Here is a 14,515-nt window from a genome sequence, read left to right as displayed (position 1 = left end):
TATTCTTATAGATAACTTCATATTTTTTCAATGTATATAGCATGATATGAAAATATTATTTCAGATATCTGAAAGCGAAAAGATCCCTTTATCGTTTGTTGCAGTAAAAATATGGCTAATCAAAAAGACGTTGAAAGCGTTATAGCAGTATATTCTGAAACTGGAATTTTTGGAGTTTTGAAGAATGAAGAAAAGAACGTAGAAGACGTTTCATCAGATCCTAAAATCCAAGTATATGCTTGTGGAGTAGCTATGAAAATGAATAATTTGACTGAGAATGACCTTGCTAAAGGAGTTAAAGTAGCACCAATAAGTTTCTACGAAATAGCAAAGTGGCAAAAAGAAGGATATATCTATTTAAGATTATAAGCTAACCATTTTTTCTTTTCCAAATTGAATAATTTCCTTTCTTTATCTCTAAAACTCTATGTATTGGAATTACAGTTTCGCCGTCTTTTAAATAAATATAATTATTATCTACTCTTTCTATTTCCTCAAAAGGAATTTCGGAAGTTATAGTAAATCTATCATAAATAACTAGTTTAAATTGAGAAAGGTCCTTATACTTCCAGAATACCATATTAATTGCTTCTTTAATTCTCACTAGGTAATATGCTTTTGTAGAAATAAAAATATAGATATAAAGTACCTACTTATGCTCGTAATTATTGAATTTCATGCTTATTAACTATAATTTGACTAAAGTATTTCCATAAGATATAAGATACAAAAGATATACCGGAAGACAGTAAAAGGAGTATATCCCAATCTATTATCCATATTTTTTGAGTACCAAAAACTCCTCCATTGTACCTAATAATATTAGAGGGATCTATGTTATAATTTACTATAATTCTGTTTAATATTGAATATCTATCATCTGGAACTAGAAGAGTATTTCCGATAAAATAGAAAGAACTTAAAACTTGAATTCTAATAAAAGCTATGAGCGTAACTATAAAAGATATTAAGAAAAGAGTAAAGAACGTTCTAGATAATATCTTATTTTCTTTATTCTTTATTTCAGTCATGTACTTTTCTGAAAGAAATACTCCGTATACTCCAAATATCAGAGAAATAAACATTGCCTCTCCATAATTTAGGAAATAAACGTCAGGATTACTGTTAGAAAAATCAGGCATTTTTATAAATCCAGTATATTTCATTACTCTTTCGCTTGCCCACGGATATCCAAAAGACATCAAATGAAAATTATCGAAATTAAAAGAGTAATTCATTATAAATATTTCTGTAAATATTATAAGGAATACTAGAGAACCAAAAAAGAACATTGCACTTCCTATAGAATATTTTAGTTTATTTAGATCCATTATGATCTCCTCTTAGTAACTATCCATCTACCCTTATGGAAAATTAACCCTCTTAATGTACTATACGCATAGAAGATGGACATTGTATAAATCATCATAAATGAGAATATTATAAGTTGTAGGTTTATTTTCATTTTTTCTACTTGTGCACCTCTAATAATTAGTCCTATCCATGATATTGTATCAATAGCTACTAGAACTGTTAGTATTACAGAAATTAGTCCTTGAGGAAATGGAAATACGAAATATAAGATAAATGATAAAAGAATGACCAGGGCCTGAGAATACAATAAACCTTGATACAATAAACCTATTTTATATTTTATACTTATTTTCCTATCTTTTAATATTGAGATAAGATGTTTCTTTAAATCTGAAATCGTTCCTTCTGCCCATCTCATTTGTTGATTTATGAACCACTTTATATCTTTAGGAATTGCGCAATGGGCATATAATTTATCAGTGACATAAGTAGTGAATTTTCCTTTTATATATCCTCTTAATGATAATTCCCAATCCTCAGTTATTGAAGTTTCATCAAATCTTCTTTCCTTTAACCACTTATAATCAAAGATAGCTACAGAACCAGTAAATATTGGAGTCAAATTAAGCTTATGCCTAGCTATTAACGTATATATTGATGAAGCTTGAGAAATTCTATAATAGTGCCCGAAAATTCCGTAATCTCCTAGATCATGTTTTTGATATCCTATTACTGCATCAACTTTCTTTTCTTTGATTAATGTTACACCTAGCTTTAGGAAATCTCTAGGTGGTCTATGATCTGCATCCATTATGACAACATACTTTGGATTAAGATTGCTTATTTTATCTAGAGCGTAGTTTATTGCAGCCCCTTTTCTCCCTTTTCTTTCTTCTTTAGGTCTAATAATATGAATACATTCCCAGTTTTCACATTCTGAAGATATTTTTCTTGAAATTTCTACAGAATCCGAATCGTCCACTATTACAACGAAATAGTTCTTATAATCAATATTCTTATAATATGGTAAGGAATTTAGTATGGATTCATCGTCTTTTACTGGAATAATTATAGCTACCTTATCATTATAATCCTTAATTTTTTCCTCATCTTTTCTTTTCCCTAGACTTAACATGAGAAGATTAATTGATGCAAAAAAGCTTAAATAGACACTTAAGATTACAACAAATATTGTATCAATTTCTGGGATAAATGTCATCGAGATCTTTCATATTATCGTGCAATTCCTTTAAAAGTTTATTCGAGATAAATAAAATACTTTTTCTGTATAATAATTGTGTTTTATACGGCGTAAAATTAAGACTAAATGGATTGATTTTTAAGAAATTAACCCTGAATTTGTTTATTTCCAAAATATTATTCTATTTTTTTAAAAATAAATTACACTCTAAATCAAGAATTTTAGTTTTAATATTTCTAATATTGTTCAATATCCCTTTATCTTTTTACTGGTGTAATTATTATAGTCTACTAGCACGAGCAAATTAATTCCAAATATTATTGCTAATAGTATAATTATCTTTGTAATAAAACTTATTCCGTCATTCTCAAACATTTCATAAAAGTAAAAGACTTCTATAAATACATATATTGGAAAAGTTTTAGTTAACTGTCTGTGTCTTATGTCCACTTTTTCCATCACTGTTAATTTTGGGAACGATTTTAAATATTTTATCGAACTATTACGCACGTAAATATAGAAAATGTTCTATGATTTTTCTATATCGTTGTAAAAGATTTTTTATATTATTTTCTTCTTTCCTATACTATATACATATTTTAATATATAACATCTTAGATATCTTTTTCAAAATGTTTTTAGGGCTTTGATTGTAGTTTAGTTTGTGAAAATAGGATTTGTTATGATGGAAACAATTTATCCTCAAAGAGGAGGAATTCACGAGCAAGTTTATTTGTTATTGAGAGAACTTAAAAAGTACGAAGATGCAGAAATAATTGCATATTCTAAAAGAAACGTGGAAGAAAAAGGAAAATCGTTATTGTGGTTAAGGGAGATGTCTCCCTTTTTTATAGATAGAATTATAAAAGGAAAATATGATGTATTAGTTTCTGAAACAGCATGGGCAATTTTACCTACATTAATTTCGAGTAAGTTATCTAAAGCAGATTGCATTCTTCATCTACATTCAATAGAATCGAAGCAAGATGTTGGATTAGGAATGTTTGGAAGAAATATAATTAGATTTTTAGAAAGTTTCTCAGATTATTGTAATACAATATTAGTACCTTCAGAAAATGACGCTAAGCTTCTTAAAAAGAAAGCAATAATTTTTCCAAATATTATAGATACAGACGCCTTTAATGAAAAACCTCAAGATCTAAAAAAGCCAGCGGTAGTTTTTGTCGGAGGAATGGGTTATCCACCTAATAGGGAAGCTGCAGAATTTTTAATAAGAGTGTCCAAAAGAGTTCAAGAAATGGGCAGGAACGTTAATTTTTACCTGGTTGGCCCATCTCCTCCTCAAGTTAGTCCTCCTATTTACGCTACAGGCTACGTTAGATCCACAATCCCATATATTTTGGGTGCAGATATTTGTGTGGCTCCTCTTAAGAGAGGAGGAGGTGTAAAATTAAAAGTTCTTGAATATATGGGTTCTGGAAAACCTATTATAGCTACTAAAAAAGCTGTAGAAGGAATTGAAAAAATTAATTACGTAAATGCTGAAACTGAAGAAGATTTTGCAACTGCTATAATAAATATATTAGAGGATAAGACTAATATTAATTTTGAAGAAAATAAAGAAATAGTAATGAATAATCACAGTCCTAAATCTGCAGTTCAAAAATTTTTGGAAGTTATAAAGAAATGATGTTTTACATGTATAACAGTAAAACTTATATTTGACAATGCTGACAAGTTATATATGTCTAACGAAAATAATAACCAAAATGATGATGAAAAGAAGAAAACAGTAACAGTTAGAGGAGTAGATAAAGATCTCTACGAAAAGGCAGTTTTAACTGCAAGAGAAACTGGTAGGACTGTAGGGGAAGTAATAAATCAAGCATTGACATCGTTTTTAGGTATAACTAATAAAGCAAGTAGGACAATAGATCAAATAATACAGGGTGCAAAAGATACGGGAAAGTCTTTTATGATGGGATATGAGGACGCTAAGAAAAATGTTACTATAATTTCCGATTTAGAGGAACTCACGGTGACTAAGGAAGAAATAATGCAAAGTGGAAAGACACTTTCTTTCAGAAATATAAAGAAACTTACATTAGATATAGATCAGAATACATTAAACTACATAGATTCAATCATAGGAGTTGATGATTTAATAATACCGTCTACATTAAATAAAATATCTCTTCTAGAAAAATGTAAGTTCGTTAAAAAAATAGAAACTAAATCTTAACTCTTTAATTCTTATATTTTTTATTGTAAATAAAAGTTTTAAAGTATTATATATAATCGAGAATGTTAAATAAGATATTTTAATGTTTTTAGTAAAAATCCTAATTAAACTATTTTACAGAAATTCAACTCCGTGAAAGAAAGGTAACAATTCAAATTATAATGTGAATTTTTATTTTCGTTTGTTAGAAAATAAATCATGAGTAAAGTAGAGTTCCCAGATGGGAGACAAGTTGAAATACATAAGTTAATTGGTTTTATTTATGGTCTTTGTGAGAGTGAAACAAATATTCTTCATCTTCTTCTTACTTCAGGAGAAAAATTGTCTGAAGAAGATATAGCACTAAGATTAAACTTAGCTAGAACTTCAATAAACAAACCTATAAATGCCCTTTTATCGAAAAATCTAGTGAAAAGAGAAAAACAATGTGAAGGAAAAGTAAGAAAACCGAAATATGTATACTATACTGACAAAGTCGAGATTTATAACAAGATAATTCAAGATCTTGAGGATATTATAAAGAAATATGAGGAAGCATATAAAGTACATGTTCATAAGGTTTAAAAAAGAAAAGACCAGATAGATGCGTTTCCTATATAATGATCCAAATATCTATCTGGTTCCGGTTTTCCATTTTTACTATTTATCCTAGATGGTTGATTCCATACTAAGCCGTTTTTTACCAGATTATCCCATTCCTTTTTAACCACGTCTAGCCATTTTTTATCTCTTTTATATCCTAACCAACCTATAGCAAAAACTAATCTAGGCCACGAAGAGTAACTTTGAGGTCCCATGTTTACGATCTCACCATTTTCCTTCACCATATTAGGAGTACAGTACTCAGATGCTTGACCGTTTATATTTAAAAGATATTTCAAAGCTGAAGAAATCTTTTCTTCTTCTATTATTTTCTCTAGACCTAAGATTTCTGCCCACCATTCTCCGAATAACTGACCCATGAAAAGGAAATCTTTTTCTTCCTTCTCATTCCTCCATGCTATAAAATATTTTCCATTAAATAATGAGGAGTAAACTTTCCTGGATTTCTCGAGGAGATCTTTCATTTTTTCTTGAGTATCTTTATCGTTTAAAATTGAGGCGATTTCCTTCATTGCCAATATTGAAGCTATATAAAGCGAAGTAGTATAACTATCAATTCCTTTTATCGGAGTAGTATCAAACCCGGTATCACCAGCACCTTCAGTTTCAGGAACTCCATCACCATCCTTATCTTGTTCTAACTCCCAATTGAAAGCTTTCAAAAGTTTTGAGTACATTTCTTTAAGAAAATTAATATCTCCAGTAAATTTATAATATCTATATATAAGAAGAATAAACGTTGGATTAGTATCCTTCCATTTAGGTGGTGAAGTTGTTCCATCAATTGGAAGATCTAGAGAATAGAGCCCTAAATCATGAGGTACATATCCATCATTTCTCATTTTACTTCCAAGATAATTTAGATATTCTTTCTCTATTTCTGGGAAAAACATAACAACTGGTAATGATCCACCTTCATAACATAACGCTGCTATTGTACTCACGCAAGGACAAACTTCTGGTGCCTCATAAATGCCGAATCTACCCTTATCATCAAGTATAGTACTACTGCTAAGAATATATGAACTATTGATAATTGCGTCCTTGAGCCAGTCTGGAATACTTTTTTCTATAGAAAACGTTTCTTTCATTAACCTATCAAATTCTTTTAAAAAATACTCTCCCACTTCAAGGGAATTAGAGAAATTTTTATGGTAATTGTATCCATATGGATATTGTATCCATTTACCGGTAGCATACCAGCTTATTACAAATTTCACCTCGTTTTCCTCATATGGCAGTATTAATATTCCAGCAGGATCGTCCCAGAAACCAGTGACTTCATGCTCCTCCTCTTGAAAATCTTTTCCATTTATTATATAATTCCAAGGCTCATTCGTTTCATATCTATTTTTCCAGACAAAACTACTTAATGCAATTTCTGGTTTAACATTTATATTATATTGAGGTATAACTTTGGTACCTTTTATATCAGATAAGAGGGATATTTCCCCCTTTTTCGGATCGAAATCAAGCAAATGATTATTCTTAAAAGTTATTCCTCCTTTTACCTTTTCATTTATTCTCCCTATTTGATTACTTCCTACAATATTAGGAAAAGATATTGCTACTATGCCTTCTTTGCTTCCATTAATCTTAATTTTAAATCCTGCTGCAGGAAGATTAGAATCTCTAAGATTTTTAGGTATAATTGGAGAGAATCCTTGTAGTTCAGCAGTTACCTTATCTTTTTTTCCTTTTAAATACATAAAAGGATATCTTCCCTCATAGGTTAATTCACTTTCATACTTTTCCATTCCATAAATTGTTAAATTCTTTTCTAGGAAGAAAGGTTTTGCATCCTTCGGTAAAATAAATATGTGGAAGCCTCTAGTTTCTTCAATTGGACTTCCCATATTTCCAAAGATAGTGAGATTTACGAGTTTCCCTTTATTATTAATTTCTATTTTCCCTGTTCCTATTCCTCCTAGAGGAACTCCTGCCTTTATGTCGTCTTTCCAAGTATAAAATACCATTATAAAGGATAATTAATAAATAATTTAAAACTTAATTGCTTATAGTAAAACGAGATCTATATTTAGTGTATTTCTATGTTTTTCTTGTTTATCAACATAAACTAATTTTGATTCTTTTTCAGCTAGAACTGCTGCAGCTATTAGCGATTGTACGTATCCTAATATTCCGTAATTCTTTCCAGGTTTAGGGTTTATTAGGGAAACTCTAATTAGGTCGTTTCTAATATAATTTATATTTACATTGTCCGAAAATTTATACAATTCTGATAAGGCTTTTTTCATTAAGTAATCGAGGTTTTCTGTAAAATTTATACCTTTACCTTTCATTTCATTAATTATTATTGAGCCTGGAGTTTCCAAGAAGATACCTAGAGAATCGTCGAATTTGTTTACTAATTCTTTATTTATTTTATCTATTTTTATAGGGTATTTATCTATAAGTAAAACTCCGTTACATCCGTATGAAGAAGGAACAAATAATCTATGATAATGCTGTTTATTATAATATCTGAAAATGAGTTCTAAATTCTCATATAGAGAATCTAAAGTAACGTTAATAGTATCATCTATATTATTGCTAATATCTATAGCATAAGCTGTTGAGCCGGAAATAATTAGTCCTATAGAGAGTATAATGAATGGAGGATAGCCTATTATAAAAAGACTGGGTATAAGTAGTGCAATTCCAATTATTATAATATATGCCCAAACAACATTCATGGCTCATTCCTCATATACTTTTTCCAACATTTCGGTTACATTATCCCAATTTAGTACCTTTCTTCTTCCTTCTTTACCAAGATTTATATCATTCTCAACTACTTGATTTACAGTTTCAGCTAGTATTTCTGGATCGTTAGGTCGTACTAATATACCATCGATTCCATTGCTTATTCTGTAAGGCAAGCTTCCAACACTACTTGCTATTACTGTTTTTTCTCTACTCCAAGCCTCGCTCAAAACTATTGAAAACGCTTCTACATAGTCCGAAATACTGGGTATTATTACAGCTTTTGAAGAATCAATTGCCGCTATTTTTGTTAAATCATCAACATAATTCATGAATATACACTTATCCTTAACACCTTCTTTTTGAGCAATTTTTTCATATTTATTCACATCTCCTGGGCCAATAAAGACTACCTTTGAGTTAATTTTCTTAGATGCTTTAATAAGAACATTAACTCCCTTCAAAGGATGAAGTCTTCCAATATATAATACATAATCTCCTCCTATTTTTTCTTTAAAGGAAGAGGTTTTAGGTACAGTAAAGAACATATCATCAACACCGTCAGGTATAATATAAGATTCCTTACCGTATATTTCTTCAAGCATTACTTTATCTCTCTCATTCTTAACTATAAGTCTTTTCGAGTATTTTAAAACCCTTTTTATTAAAATTTGCGAATATATTGGTGATAGAATCTTAATTACTGGATTAGGATGACTTTTTAGAGAATTTAGCGCCATTATAGTAAATACGTTATTATCATGTTTTGACAATATTCTATATGAGAAAAATGAATTTTGAGAATGATAATGAACTACCTTTGCTTCAGATAAATCTGGGATTATCAAAGGTATAGTTAAATCTGGCATTCCGAAAGGCCTTACACTTCTTATTCTTACCACATGAAGATCATCCTTTCCGTTAGGCACTTGTGAGGATGTTATAATTGTAACGTCATATTTCTTAGATTGTCTCTTAGCAACCTCATAAACGGCTTTCTCTATTCCGCCTACTACTGGATAAAAAGAGTGTACAACATGGATTATTTTTTCTCCTTTTTCCATGCCAAAACCTCACCTTTTGTAGCAAACAATTGAGCCAAAATTAGAAAGAATTGATTTGGAATCCATGCTCTTATTGCTTCCCTAGTTTTGCTGGATACTAACGATATTAAAAGTAGAATTAAAAGTATTGAGAATACCTCTATATTACCTATAGCTAAAAATAATATACCTAGCACTAGAAGCCAGGGATTAATAATATGGAGATAGAATTCTTCAACAAAAATTTTTTTAAAGTATTGGTTGTTAGATTTTAAAACTTTCGAAAGATTCCTAAAAAAGTGTCTTACTAGATGAGAACCTCTCCTCATTTTCCAGCTTACGTAATCCAATCCTTTAGGAGCTATTTCCTTAGCAAGAAAGTCTTTAACACATATAGCCCTAAACCCTTTTATAGCTGTTAGAGTGGCTATTGTACTATCGTCTGCACCAACGTTGGGTAAATCTTTATCATTTATAATATCTTTTCTAAATGCTGTCATTTCCCCATGAAATATTGGTGTAGCAAAAATAGCTGATTCCCCAAGTCTTATTACATTATAAAAATTCCTGTAAGCATTTTCTGTTTCACTATTAGCTGACTTTATACAGCTAACTGCTCCTATTTCTCCCCCCAAGAATTTCACAGCATTAATTAAGGGATTTTCCCATATAGCGTCAGCATCTGTTATTATTACAAGGTTATTTTTAGCATTTCTTATTCCTTCTTTTACTGCAAATATTTTCCCTTTTCTTTTTTCTTCCTTTATTATCCTTATTTGTGGAATTCCCATAGTTTTTACTATTTCGTCCGTTCCATCATTACTTGAATCTACTACTAAGATTTCCATATAATCATTAGGATAGCTATCAAGCACATTTTTTATTTTCTCCCTTATTTTGTCCCCCTCGTTATATGTTGGTATTATTATACTCACTTTTGGAGGTTCTGAATAAACGGGAGAAATATTCAATTTATTTCCTTTTACGTACATAAAGTAATATACAGGCTCTCCGAAATGGATAATTAACAATAATAATCCTGCTATTAGAAATTCTAACATTATGCATTGTTGTTCTAGAAGATAAATAAAAAGCTTTTTATAGAAACTTAGGAAAGTTCTGTATCTTGTAACTTGGATTATCTATTTTTATGTGAAATTATAAGTCCTAAATTTTCCAAATCATTTTCACTCCGTATATAATTCTTTTTTATCATTCTTTTTCTTATTATTTCTGGAATTTTAGTAAAAAACCATAATAATGCTTTGAGTCTTCCTAGACAAAGATTAGTATTTTTCCTTTTGACTATATCCATGACCATAGATCCTAAAAAATAATAATAAACGAAAGGTAACTTCTTTAAGAGAAATTTTGCATTATAATTCTTATGAATAAAATATAATCTCCTACTTTCTAAAAAGTATACTAGTCTCCTTTCCTTTTTAACATCGTTATTGGAATAAGAACCGTGCTCATAGTGGATTATATTTACGGGAAGAAATACTACCTCATATCCTAGTTTCCATGCTCTAAAACAAAGATCAGTTTCCTCATATCCGAAAAAAATAATCCTCATCAAATCCTCCTAATTTTTCAAAAACATCACGTGAAATTATTAATGCAGCGCCTTTAGCATAGAGAATTGGATAAATAGAGTTGACGTTCTTTGATCTTTCTCCTCTGTATTTCTCATAAGGATAGCCTAGATCGTCTATAAAACCTCCAGCACTATCTATTGTTCCATCCTCTCTTATTAATTTTAGTTGAACTATTTTATATTGATTGGATGATAAAAAATTAATTAAATGTCCCAAGGAATCTTCTGGGACTTTAGTATCATTGTCTAAAAATAGTAAAAATTTACCTTCTGAGTTTCTAGCTCCAATATTACGGCAATAAGCAGGACCCTTATCTTCATTAATATAAACTGTTTTTACATTATTTAAAGACTCGTTTTTTACATTGTCTATTACAATAATTTCAAAGTCCTTAAAAGTAGATAAAGATAATGACTGTAAAAGTCTAGAAAGATTTTCCTTACCCTTTACATTAACTATTATTATACTTAGCAATTTCACAATTGCCTTCCTAAATGTTTAATAATTAAAAGGTTTCTTAATAATTCGGCTAAAATGTATAGATAAAATTATGGAAGAGTTCTATACCACTTATTATTTAAATCAAGAAAAAGGTGATAGAATAATACATTGAATACTACAAATTCTTGAATGCTTTGTGAAATTCTTCAGTTTTTCTCAATAGAAACGTATAGCTAATTTTTAACTAGACTCAAGATTTAGAATTTATTTCGCTTCTAGCTTAAGACCTAAAAATTTCAACTAATGCATAAAGCAATTCTTAAATATTCTTTTTTCAATTTTATTTATGCCTTTCATTTCTGTTATTGTTACTGCTCATAATAGGAGGGAATATTTGAGGGATGCTGTTGATTCCGTTTTGAATCAAACAATTGATGATTATGAGATTATTGTTGTTAAGAATTTTAAGGACGAGATTGACGATTACTTGAAGGAGAACAGTGTTAAGAGCGTTCTTGTTGGTGAGGAGATGTGCGGTATGGATATTGTGAATGGTTTGAGGGAAGCTAGGGGTGAAGTAATATCCTTCCTTGACGACGATGACTTATTCTTGCCCAGGAAGTTGGAGAAGGTTAAGGAAGTATTCCAAGACGAAGAAGTAGGATACTATCATAACGCTTTTGAGAATTTTCTTGAAAGGACTCCCAATAATCTTGATAAAATACATATTAAGAAGGATTACGATTATACTATAATAGACAACCAGGAAAAAGTAAAAAAATTCGGATTTATGTTAAGTAAGGATGCAAGAATTAACAACAGTTCAATAAGCATAAGAAAAACTTTGATTACTAATTCTATATCATATCTGGAGAAAATAGATTATTCTATTGATATGTTCATGTTTTATTTAGGATTAATCAGTAACAAGAAGATGATAGTTGATCCATGTGTATTATCTCTTAGAAGGATACATTATACTAACTCAAGTGTATTAAATAATACAAATATTATTGAGTGGATAAAAGGGAAAAAGAATTTTAAAGAACATCATATAAATGACTTCATAATACTTCATAATATGGCACGAAATACGGCTTACGAGAGAAATATAAGAACTGAATTAGCTAACGATAAAATTACTTTAGCTAGACTTCCTTCTATTCCTATAGATAAAAAATATAGACCTACATTAGAGGATTTATACTATTATTTTAAGCTTAATAAAAAGAGTTTAAGGGCAATATTATCTGGAATTAGCATTTACGCTCCAGATTTCGTTAAATGGAAACTTATAAGGAAATTGTATGATTTAGAACAAAGGAGGTTAAAGGAGAAAATAGAGAGAGGAAATAAGCTATTTTACAAATAATTCTAGTTCTACTATTTCAAAATATTTAAAAAATTTATATAAATGTTAATAATTACTAGAAAATTTTCTGTTAGGAAAGACTTTTATTATTATCTATATAAGAATAAATTAGATGGTTAGCCTTAGTGTTAATATGATTTTTAGGAATGAGGAGCCTGTTGTTAAGAAAGTGCTAGATAATATTTTCCAACAAATAGACGGTGAATTTGTACTTATTGATAATATGAGTAGGGATAGGACTTTTGATATTCTTAAGAGTTATGAGAGGGATAACGTTATAGTTGATCGTTATAATGGACCTAAAGGAGGAGCTAGGAATAAGGCATTAATTCTCTCACATGGTAAGTACATATTATGTTTAGACGGAGACCAAATATACTATAACCTACAAAAATTAATTGATGAATACCTAAATAATTATGACGGATATGGATTAAAAGTAGGAAGAAGTTCTTTTCCTATTTTAGCTCCTAGGGAACTCCTGATTAAAGTAGGAGGATGGAGAAACTTAGTACACATTGAAGACTGGGATTTATGGTTCAGACTAACGGACAGCTGCAAATATCTCTATTTGGCTAATAAGGATTATATTTTTGGAGATCATCTTCACGATCATAAGATGCATCATACTAAATGGCAAACAGCAAAAGGCTTAATAGAAAGATATAGGGATAGGACACTTACTGGTTTACCTTCTCCTTATCTTAAGGACAATCCTGAACTTCTTCCTTTTTATGTGATTGGAAAATTGTTGGTTATTCCAAAATATAAGATGCTTGCTCACTATAAATGCACCAAACATTTAAGAGAAAAGTTACCGCCAAAGCTAGAAGGAATAGATTGGGATTTAAAAAGACATTATAATCTTTTGAAATATGAGAAGACACATTGTAATGATCTCATCTTTGATGAAGCAATAAAAATCTTTGAAGAGAAATATTCAAGATGATACTGATATTTGTTCATTTCTATGAATTTTTGTTCTTATTCCTTCAAACACTGATCTAAATTCTATATAGCCGAAGGGATCTCTACCTAAATATTCCATAAATACGTCGTCGTATGTTCTTGATATTTCTTTAAGTTGTGCCCTCTTCTTCCTTACATAGTTTATTTCACCAACTAATGAAAATATTGCTTTTAGTTTAGCTTTCCTATTAGGAGGTCTGAAAGCCTGGAAAAATCTAATTAGAACTAAAGGAACGAAATTTGTAAATATTTGTTTTTTATTATAAAACGATAACAAAAGTATTAACTGATTTCTCATCATAAGATATGATGTAAAAGCCGATGGTAATTTCTTAGCTGTACCATGAGCTTCATGAATTACCTTAGATTTAGGAACCATTAAAATCTTATACCCTGCTCTATATAGTCTCCAGGATAGCTCTATATCTTCCCAATAGAAGAAATAATGTTCGTCAAATCCGCCAATTTTTTCTAAAATATCTCTCTTGGTTAATGCTGCCGCTGTAGAAAACCAAGGAATCTCAGAAGGTTGATCTCCCCATTTCCATTCAGTATAAACACTCTGTACTGCAGCTATATTTTCCTTATTTTTTATAGTATCAACCAATGGATTTAGCCAATCTCTTGGAACTAAGACATCATTATCTAAAAAAGCCATATATTTCGTATTATACCTCTTTATAGCAACATTTCTAGCATATGCAGGGCCATAATTCTTTTCTAACGCTATTGTTTTTACTCCTTTACTTTTTAAGTAATCTAAGCTTCCGTCTTTAGAACCGTTATCAACAACTATAACTTCGTTAGGATATTCTGTATTAAGAACACTATCCAGATATAATTTTAATAAATTCAATCCATTATAATTGAGTATAACTATAGGAATTTCATCCATTTCTATTCTGTAACTCGTTCACATTTAAAAATTTTAGGGTATTTTTATACTTCCTTTGACTTAAGGAAATCTTTTTACTATTACTTCTCCTACAGTAATAAGCTTTAGGACTATCAGAGATGAAGTACTTAGAGCATTATATTTAACCTAAAAAAGATTTATACTCTATA

General features: G+C 29.7%; 17 protein-coding genes. 6 read left to right on the top strand and 11 right to left on the bottom strand.

Annotated features, from left to right (window positions below; translation table 11 throughout):
• Positions 1-111 precede the first annotated feature (111 nt).
• Positions 112-369, top strand: coding sequence for a DsrE family protein (locus DFR85_RS20310; protein ID WP_110269869.1), 258 nt, complete (start codon positions 112-114; stop codon positions 367-369).
• Between the two features lies 1 nt (position 370).
• Here the strand turns inward: DFR85_RS20310 and DFR85_RS20305 are convergent, their stop codons facing one another.
• The 4 genes from DFR85_RS20305 to DFR85_RS20290 all read right to left on the bottom strand — a co-directional run bounded on the left by DFR85_RS20305 (position 371) and on the right by DFR85_RS20290 (position 2,974).
• Positions 371-604 (bottom strand): DUF504 domain-containing protein, encoded by a 234-nt coding sequence (locus DFR85_RS20305; protein ID WP_110269868.1) that lies wholly within the window; start codon positions 602-604, stop codon positions 371-373.
• Between the two features lie 61 nt (positions 605-665).
• Positions 666-1,331 carry a hypothetical protein gene (locus tag DFR85_RS20300; protein ID WP_110269867.1) on the bottom strand — a complete coding sequence of 222 codons (666 nt, stop codon included), beginning with the start codon at positions 1,329-1,331 and terminating at the stop codon, positions 666-668.
• The gene (locus DFR85_RS20295) at positions 1,331-2,449 is read right to left on the bottom strand and encodes a glycosyltransferase family 2 protein (RefSeq protein ID WP_162582645.1); all 1,119 of its coding nucleotides are present in this window, start codon (positions 2,447-2,449) and stop codon (positions 1,331-1,333) included. Before DFR85_RS20295 ends, DFR85_RS20300 begins: the two co-directional genes overlap by 1 nt.
• Positions 2,450-2,761: 312 nt before the next feature.
• Positions 2,762-2,974, bottom strand: coding sequence for a hypothetical protein (locus DFR85_RS20290; RefSeq protein WP_110269865.1), 213 nt, complete (start codon positions 2,972-2,974; stop codon positions 2,762-2,764).
• Positions 2,975-3,197: 223 nt separating this feature from the next.
• On the opposite strand from DFR85_RS20290, the gene DFR85_RS20285 reads away from it, so the two are divergent.
• The 3 genes from DFR85_RS20285 (at position 3,198) to lrs14 (ending at position 5,282) form a co-directional block, all read left to right on the top strand.
• Positions 3,198-4,166, top strand: coding sequence for a glycosyltransferase family 4 protein (locus DFR85_RS20285; protein ID WP_110271782.1), 969 nt, complete (start codon positions 3,198-3,200; stop codon positions 4,164-4,166).
• 54 nt (positions 4,167-4,220) lie between these two features.
• On the top strand, positions 4,221-4,718 hold the full coding sequence (locus DFR85_RS20280) for a ribbon-helix-helix domain-containing protein (RefSeq protein ID WP_110269864.1): 498 nt from the start codon (positions 4,221-4,223) through the stop codon (positions 4,716-4,718).
• 198 nt (positions 4,719-4,916) lie between these two features.
• Complete coding sequence (lrs14, locus tag DFR85_RS20275) at positions 4,917-5,282, top strand: Lrs14 family HTH-type transcriptional regulator (protein ID WP_246253006.1); 366 nt, start codon at positions 4,917-4,919, stop codon at positions 5,280-5,282.
• Here lrs14 and DFR85_RS20270 read toward each other — a convergent pair.
• The 6 genes from DFR85_RS20270 to DFR85_RS31800 all read right to left on the bottom strand — a co-directional run bounded on the left by DFR85_RS20270 (position 5,279) and on the right by DFR85_RS31800 (position 11,148).
• Positions 5,279-7,297: a GH116 family glycosyl hydrolase gene (locus DFR85_RS20270; RefSeq protein WP_110269862.1), complete on the bottom strand. Its 2,019-nt coding sequence runs from the start codon at positions 7,295-7,297 to the stop codon at positions 5,279-5,281. The genes lrs14 and DFR85_RS20270 overlap by 4 nt on opposite strands.
• A gap of 39 nt (positions 7,298-7,336) precedes the next feature.
• Positions 7,337-8,017: a hypothetical protein gene (locus DFR85_RS20265; protein WP_110269861.1), complete on the bottom strand. Its 681-nt coding sequence runs from the start codon at positions 8,015-8,017 to the stop codon at positions 7,337-7,339.
• A 3-nt stretch (positions 8,018-8,020) separates the two neighbouring features.
• Positions 8,021-9,091, bottom strand: coding sequence for a glycosyltransferase family 4 protein (locus DFR85_RS20260; RefSeq protein WP_110269860.1), 1,071 nt, complete (start codon positions 9,089-9,091; stop codon positions 8,021-8,023).
• Positions 9,070-10,131 carry a glycosyltransferase gene (locus DFR85_RS20255; protein WP_110269859.1) on the bottom strand — a complete coding sequence of 354 codons (1,062 nt, stop codon included), beginning with the start codon at positions 10,129-10,131 and terminating at the stop codon, positions 9,070-9,072. The genes DFR85_RS20260 and DFR85_RS20255 overlap by 22 nt, the downstream gene beginning before the upstream one ends.
• 77 nt (positions 10,132-10,208) lie before the next feature.
• Positions 10,209-10,646 carry a glycosyltransferase family 2 protein gene (locus DFR85_RS31805; RefSeq protein WP_246253005.1) on the bottom strand — a complete coding sequence of 146 codons (438 nt, stop codon included), beginning with the start codon at positions 10,644-10,646 and terminating at the stop codon, positions 10,209-10,211.
• Complete coding sequence (locus DFR85_RS31800) at positions 10,621-11,148, bottom strand: glycosyltransferase family 2 protein (RefSeq protein ID WP_246253004.1); 528 nt, start codon at positions 11,146-11,148, stop codon at positions 10,621-10,623. The genes DFR85_RS31805 and DFR85_RS31800 overlap by 26 nt, the downstream gene beginning before the upstream one ends.
• A gap of 307 nt (positions 11,149-11,455) precedes the next feature.
• Here DFR85_RS31800 and DFR85_RS20245 point away from each other — a divergent pair, with 307 nt between their 5' ends.
• The gene (locus tag DFR85_RS20245; RefSeq protein WP_110269858.1) at positions 11,456-12,481 is read left to right on the top strand and encodes a glycosyltransferase family 2 protein; all 1,026 of its coding nucleotides are present in this window, start codon (positions 11,456-11,458) and stop codon (positions 12,479-12,481) included.
• A 112-nt stretch (positions 12,482-12,593) separates the two neighbouring features.
• Positions 12,594-13,430: a glycosyltransferase family 2 protein gene (locus DFR85_RS20240; RefSeq protein WP_110269857.1), complete on the top strand. Its 837-nt coding sequence runs from the start codon at positions 12,594-12,596 to the stop codon at positions 13,428-13,430.
• On the opposite strand, the gene DFR85_RS20235 is transcribed toward DFR85_RS20240, so the two are convergent.
• On the bottom strand, positions 13,422-14,345 hold the full coding sequence (locus DFR85_RS20235; protein ID WP_110269856.1) for a glycosyltransferase family 2 protein: 924 nt from the start codon (positions 14,343-14,345) through the stop codon (positions 13,422-13,424). The two genes, DFR85_RS20240 and DFR85_RS20235, sit on opposite strands and share 9 nt — an antisense overlap.
• Positions 14,346-14,515: the final 170 nt, after the last annotated feature.

This window comes from Acidianus brierleyi, assembly GCF_003201835.2.
In the GTDB taxonomy this organism is placed as follows: domain Archaea; phylum Thermoproteota; class Thermoprotei_A; order Sulfolobales; family Sulfolobaceae; genus Aramenus; species Aramenus brierleyi.
The sequence above is the reverse complement of the archived record's forward strand: the minus strand, read 5'-3'. Positions and strand labels throughout refer to the sequence as shown.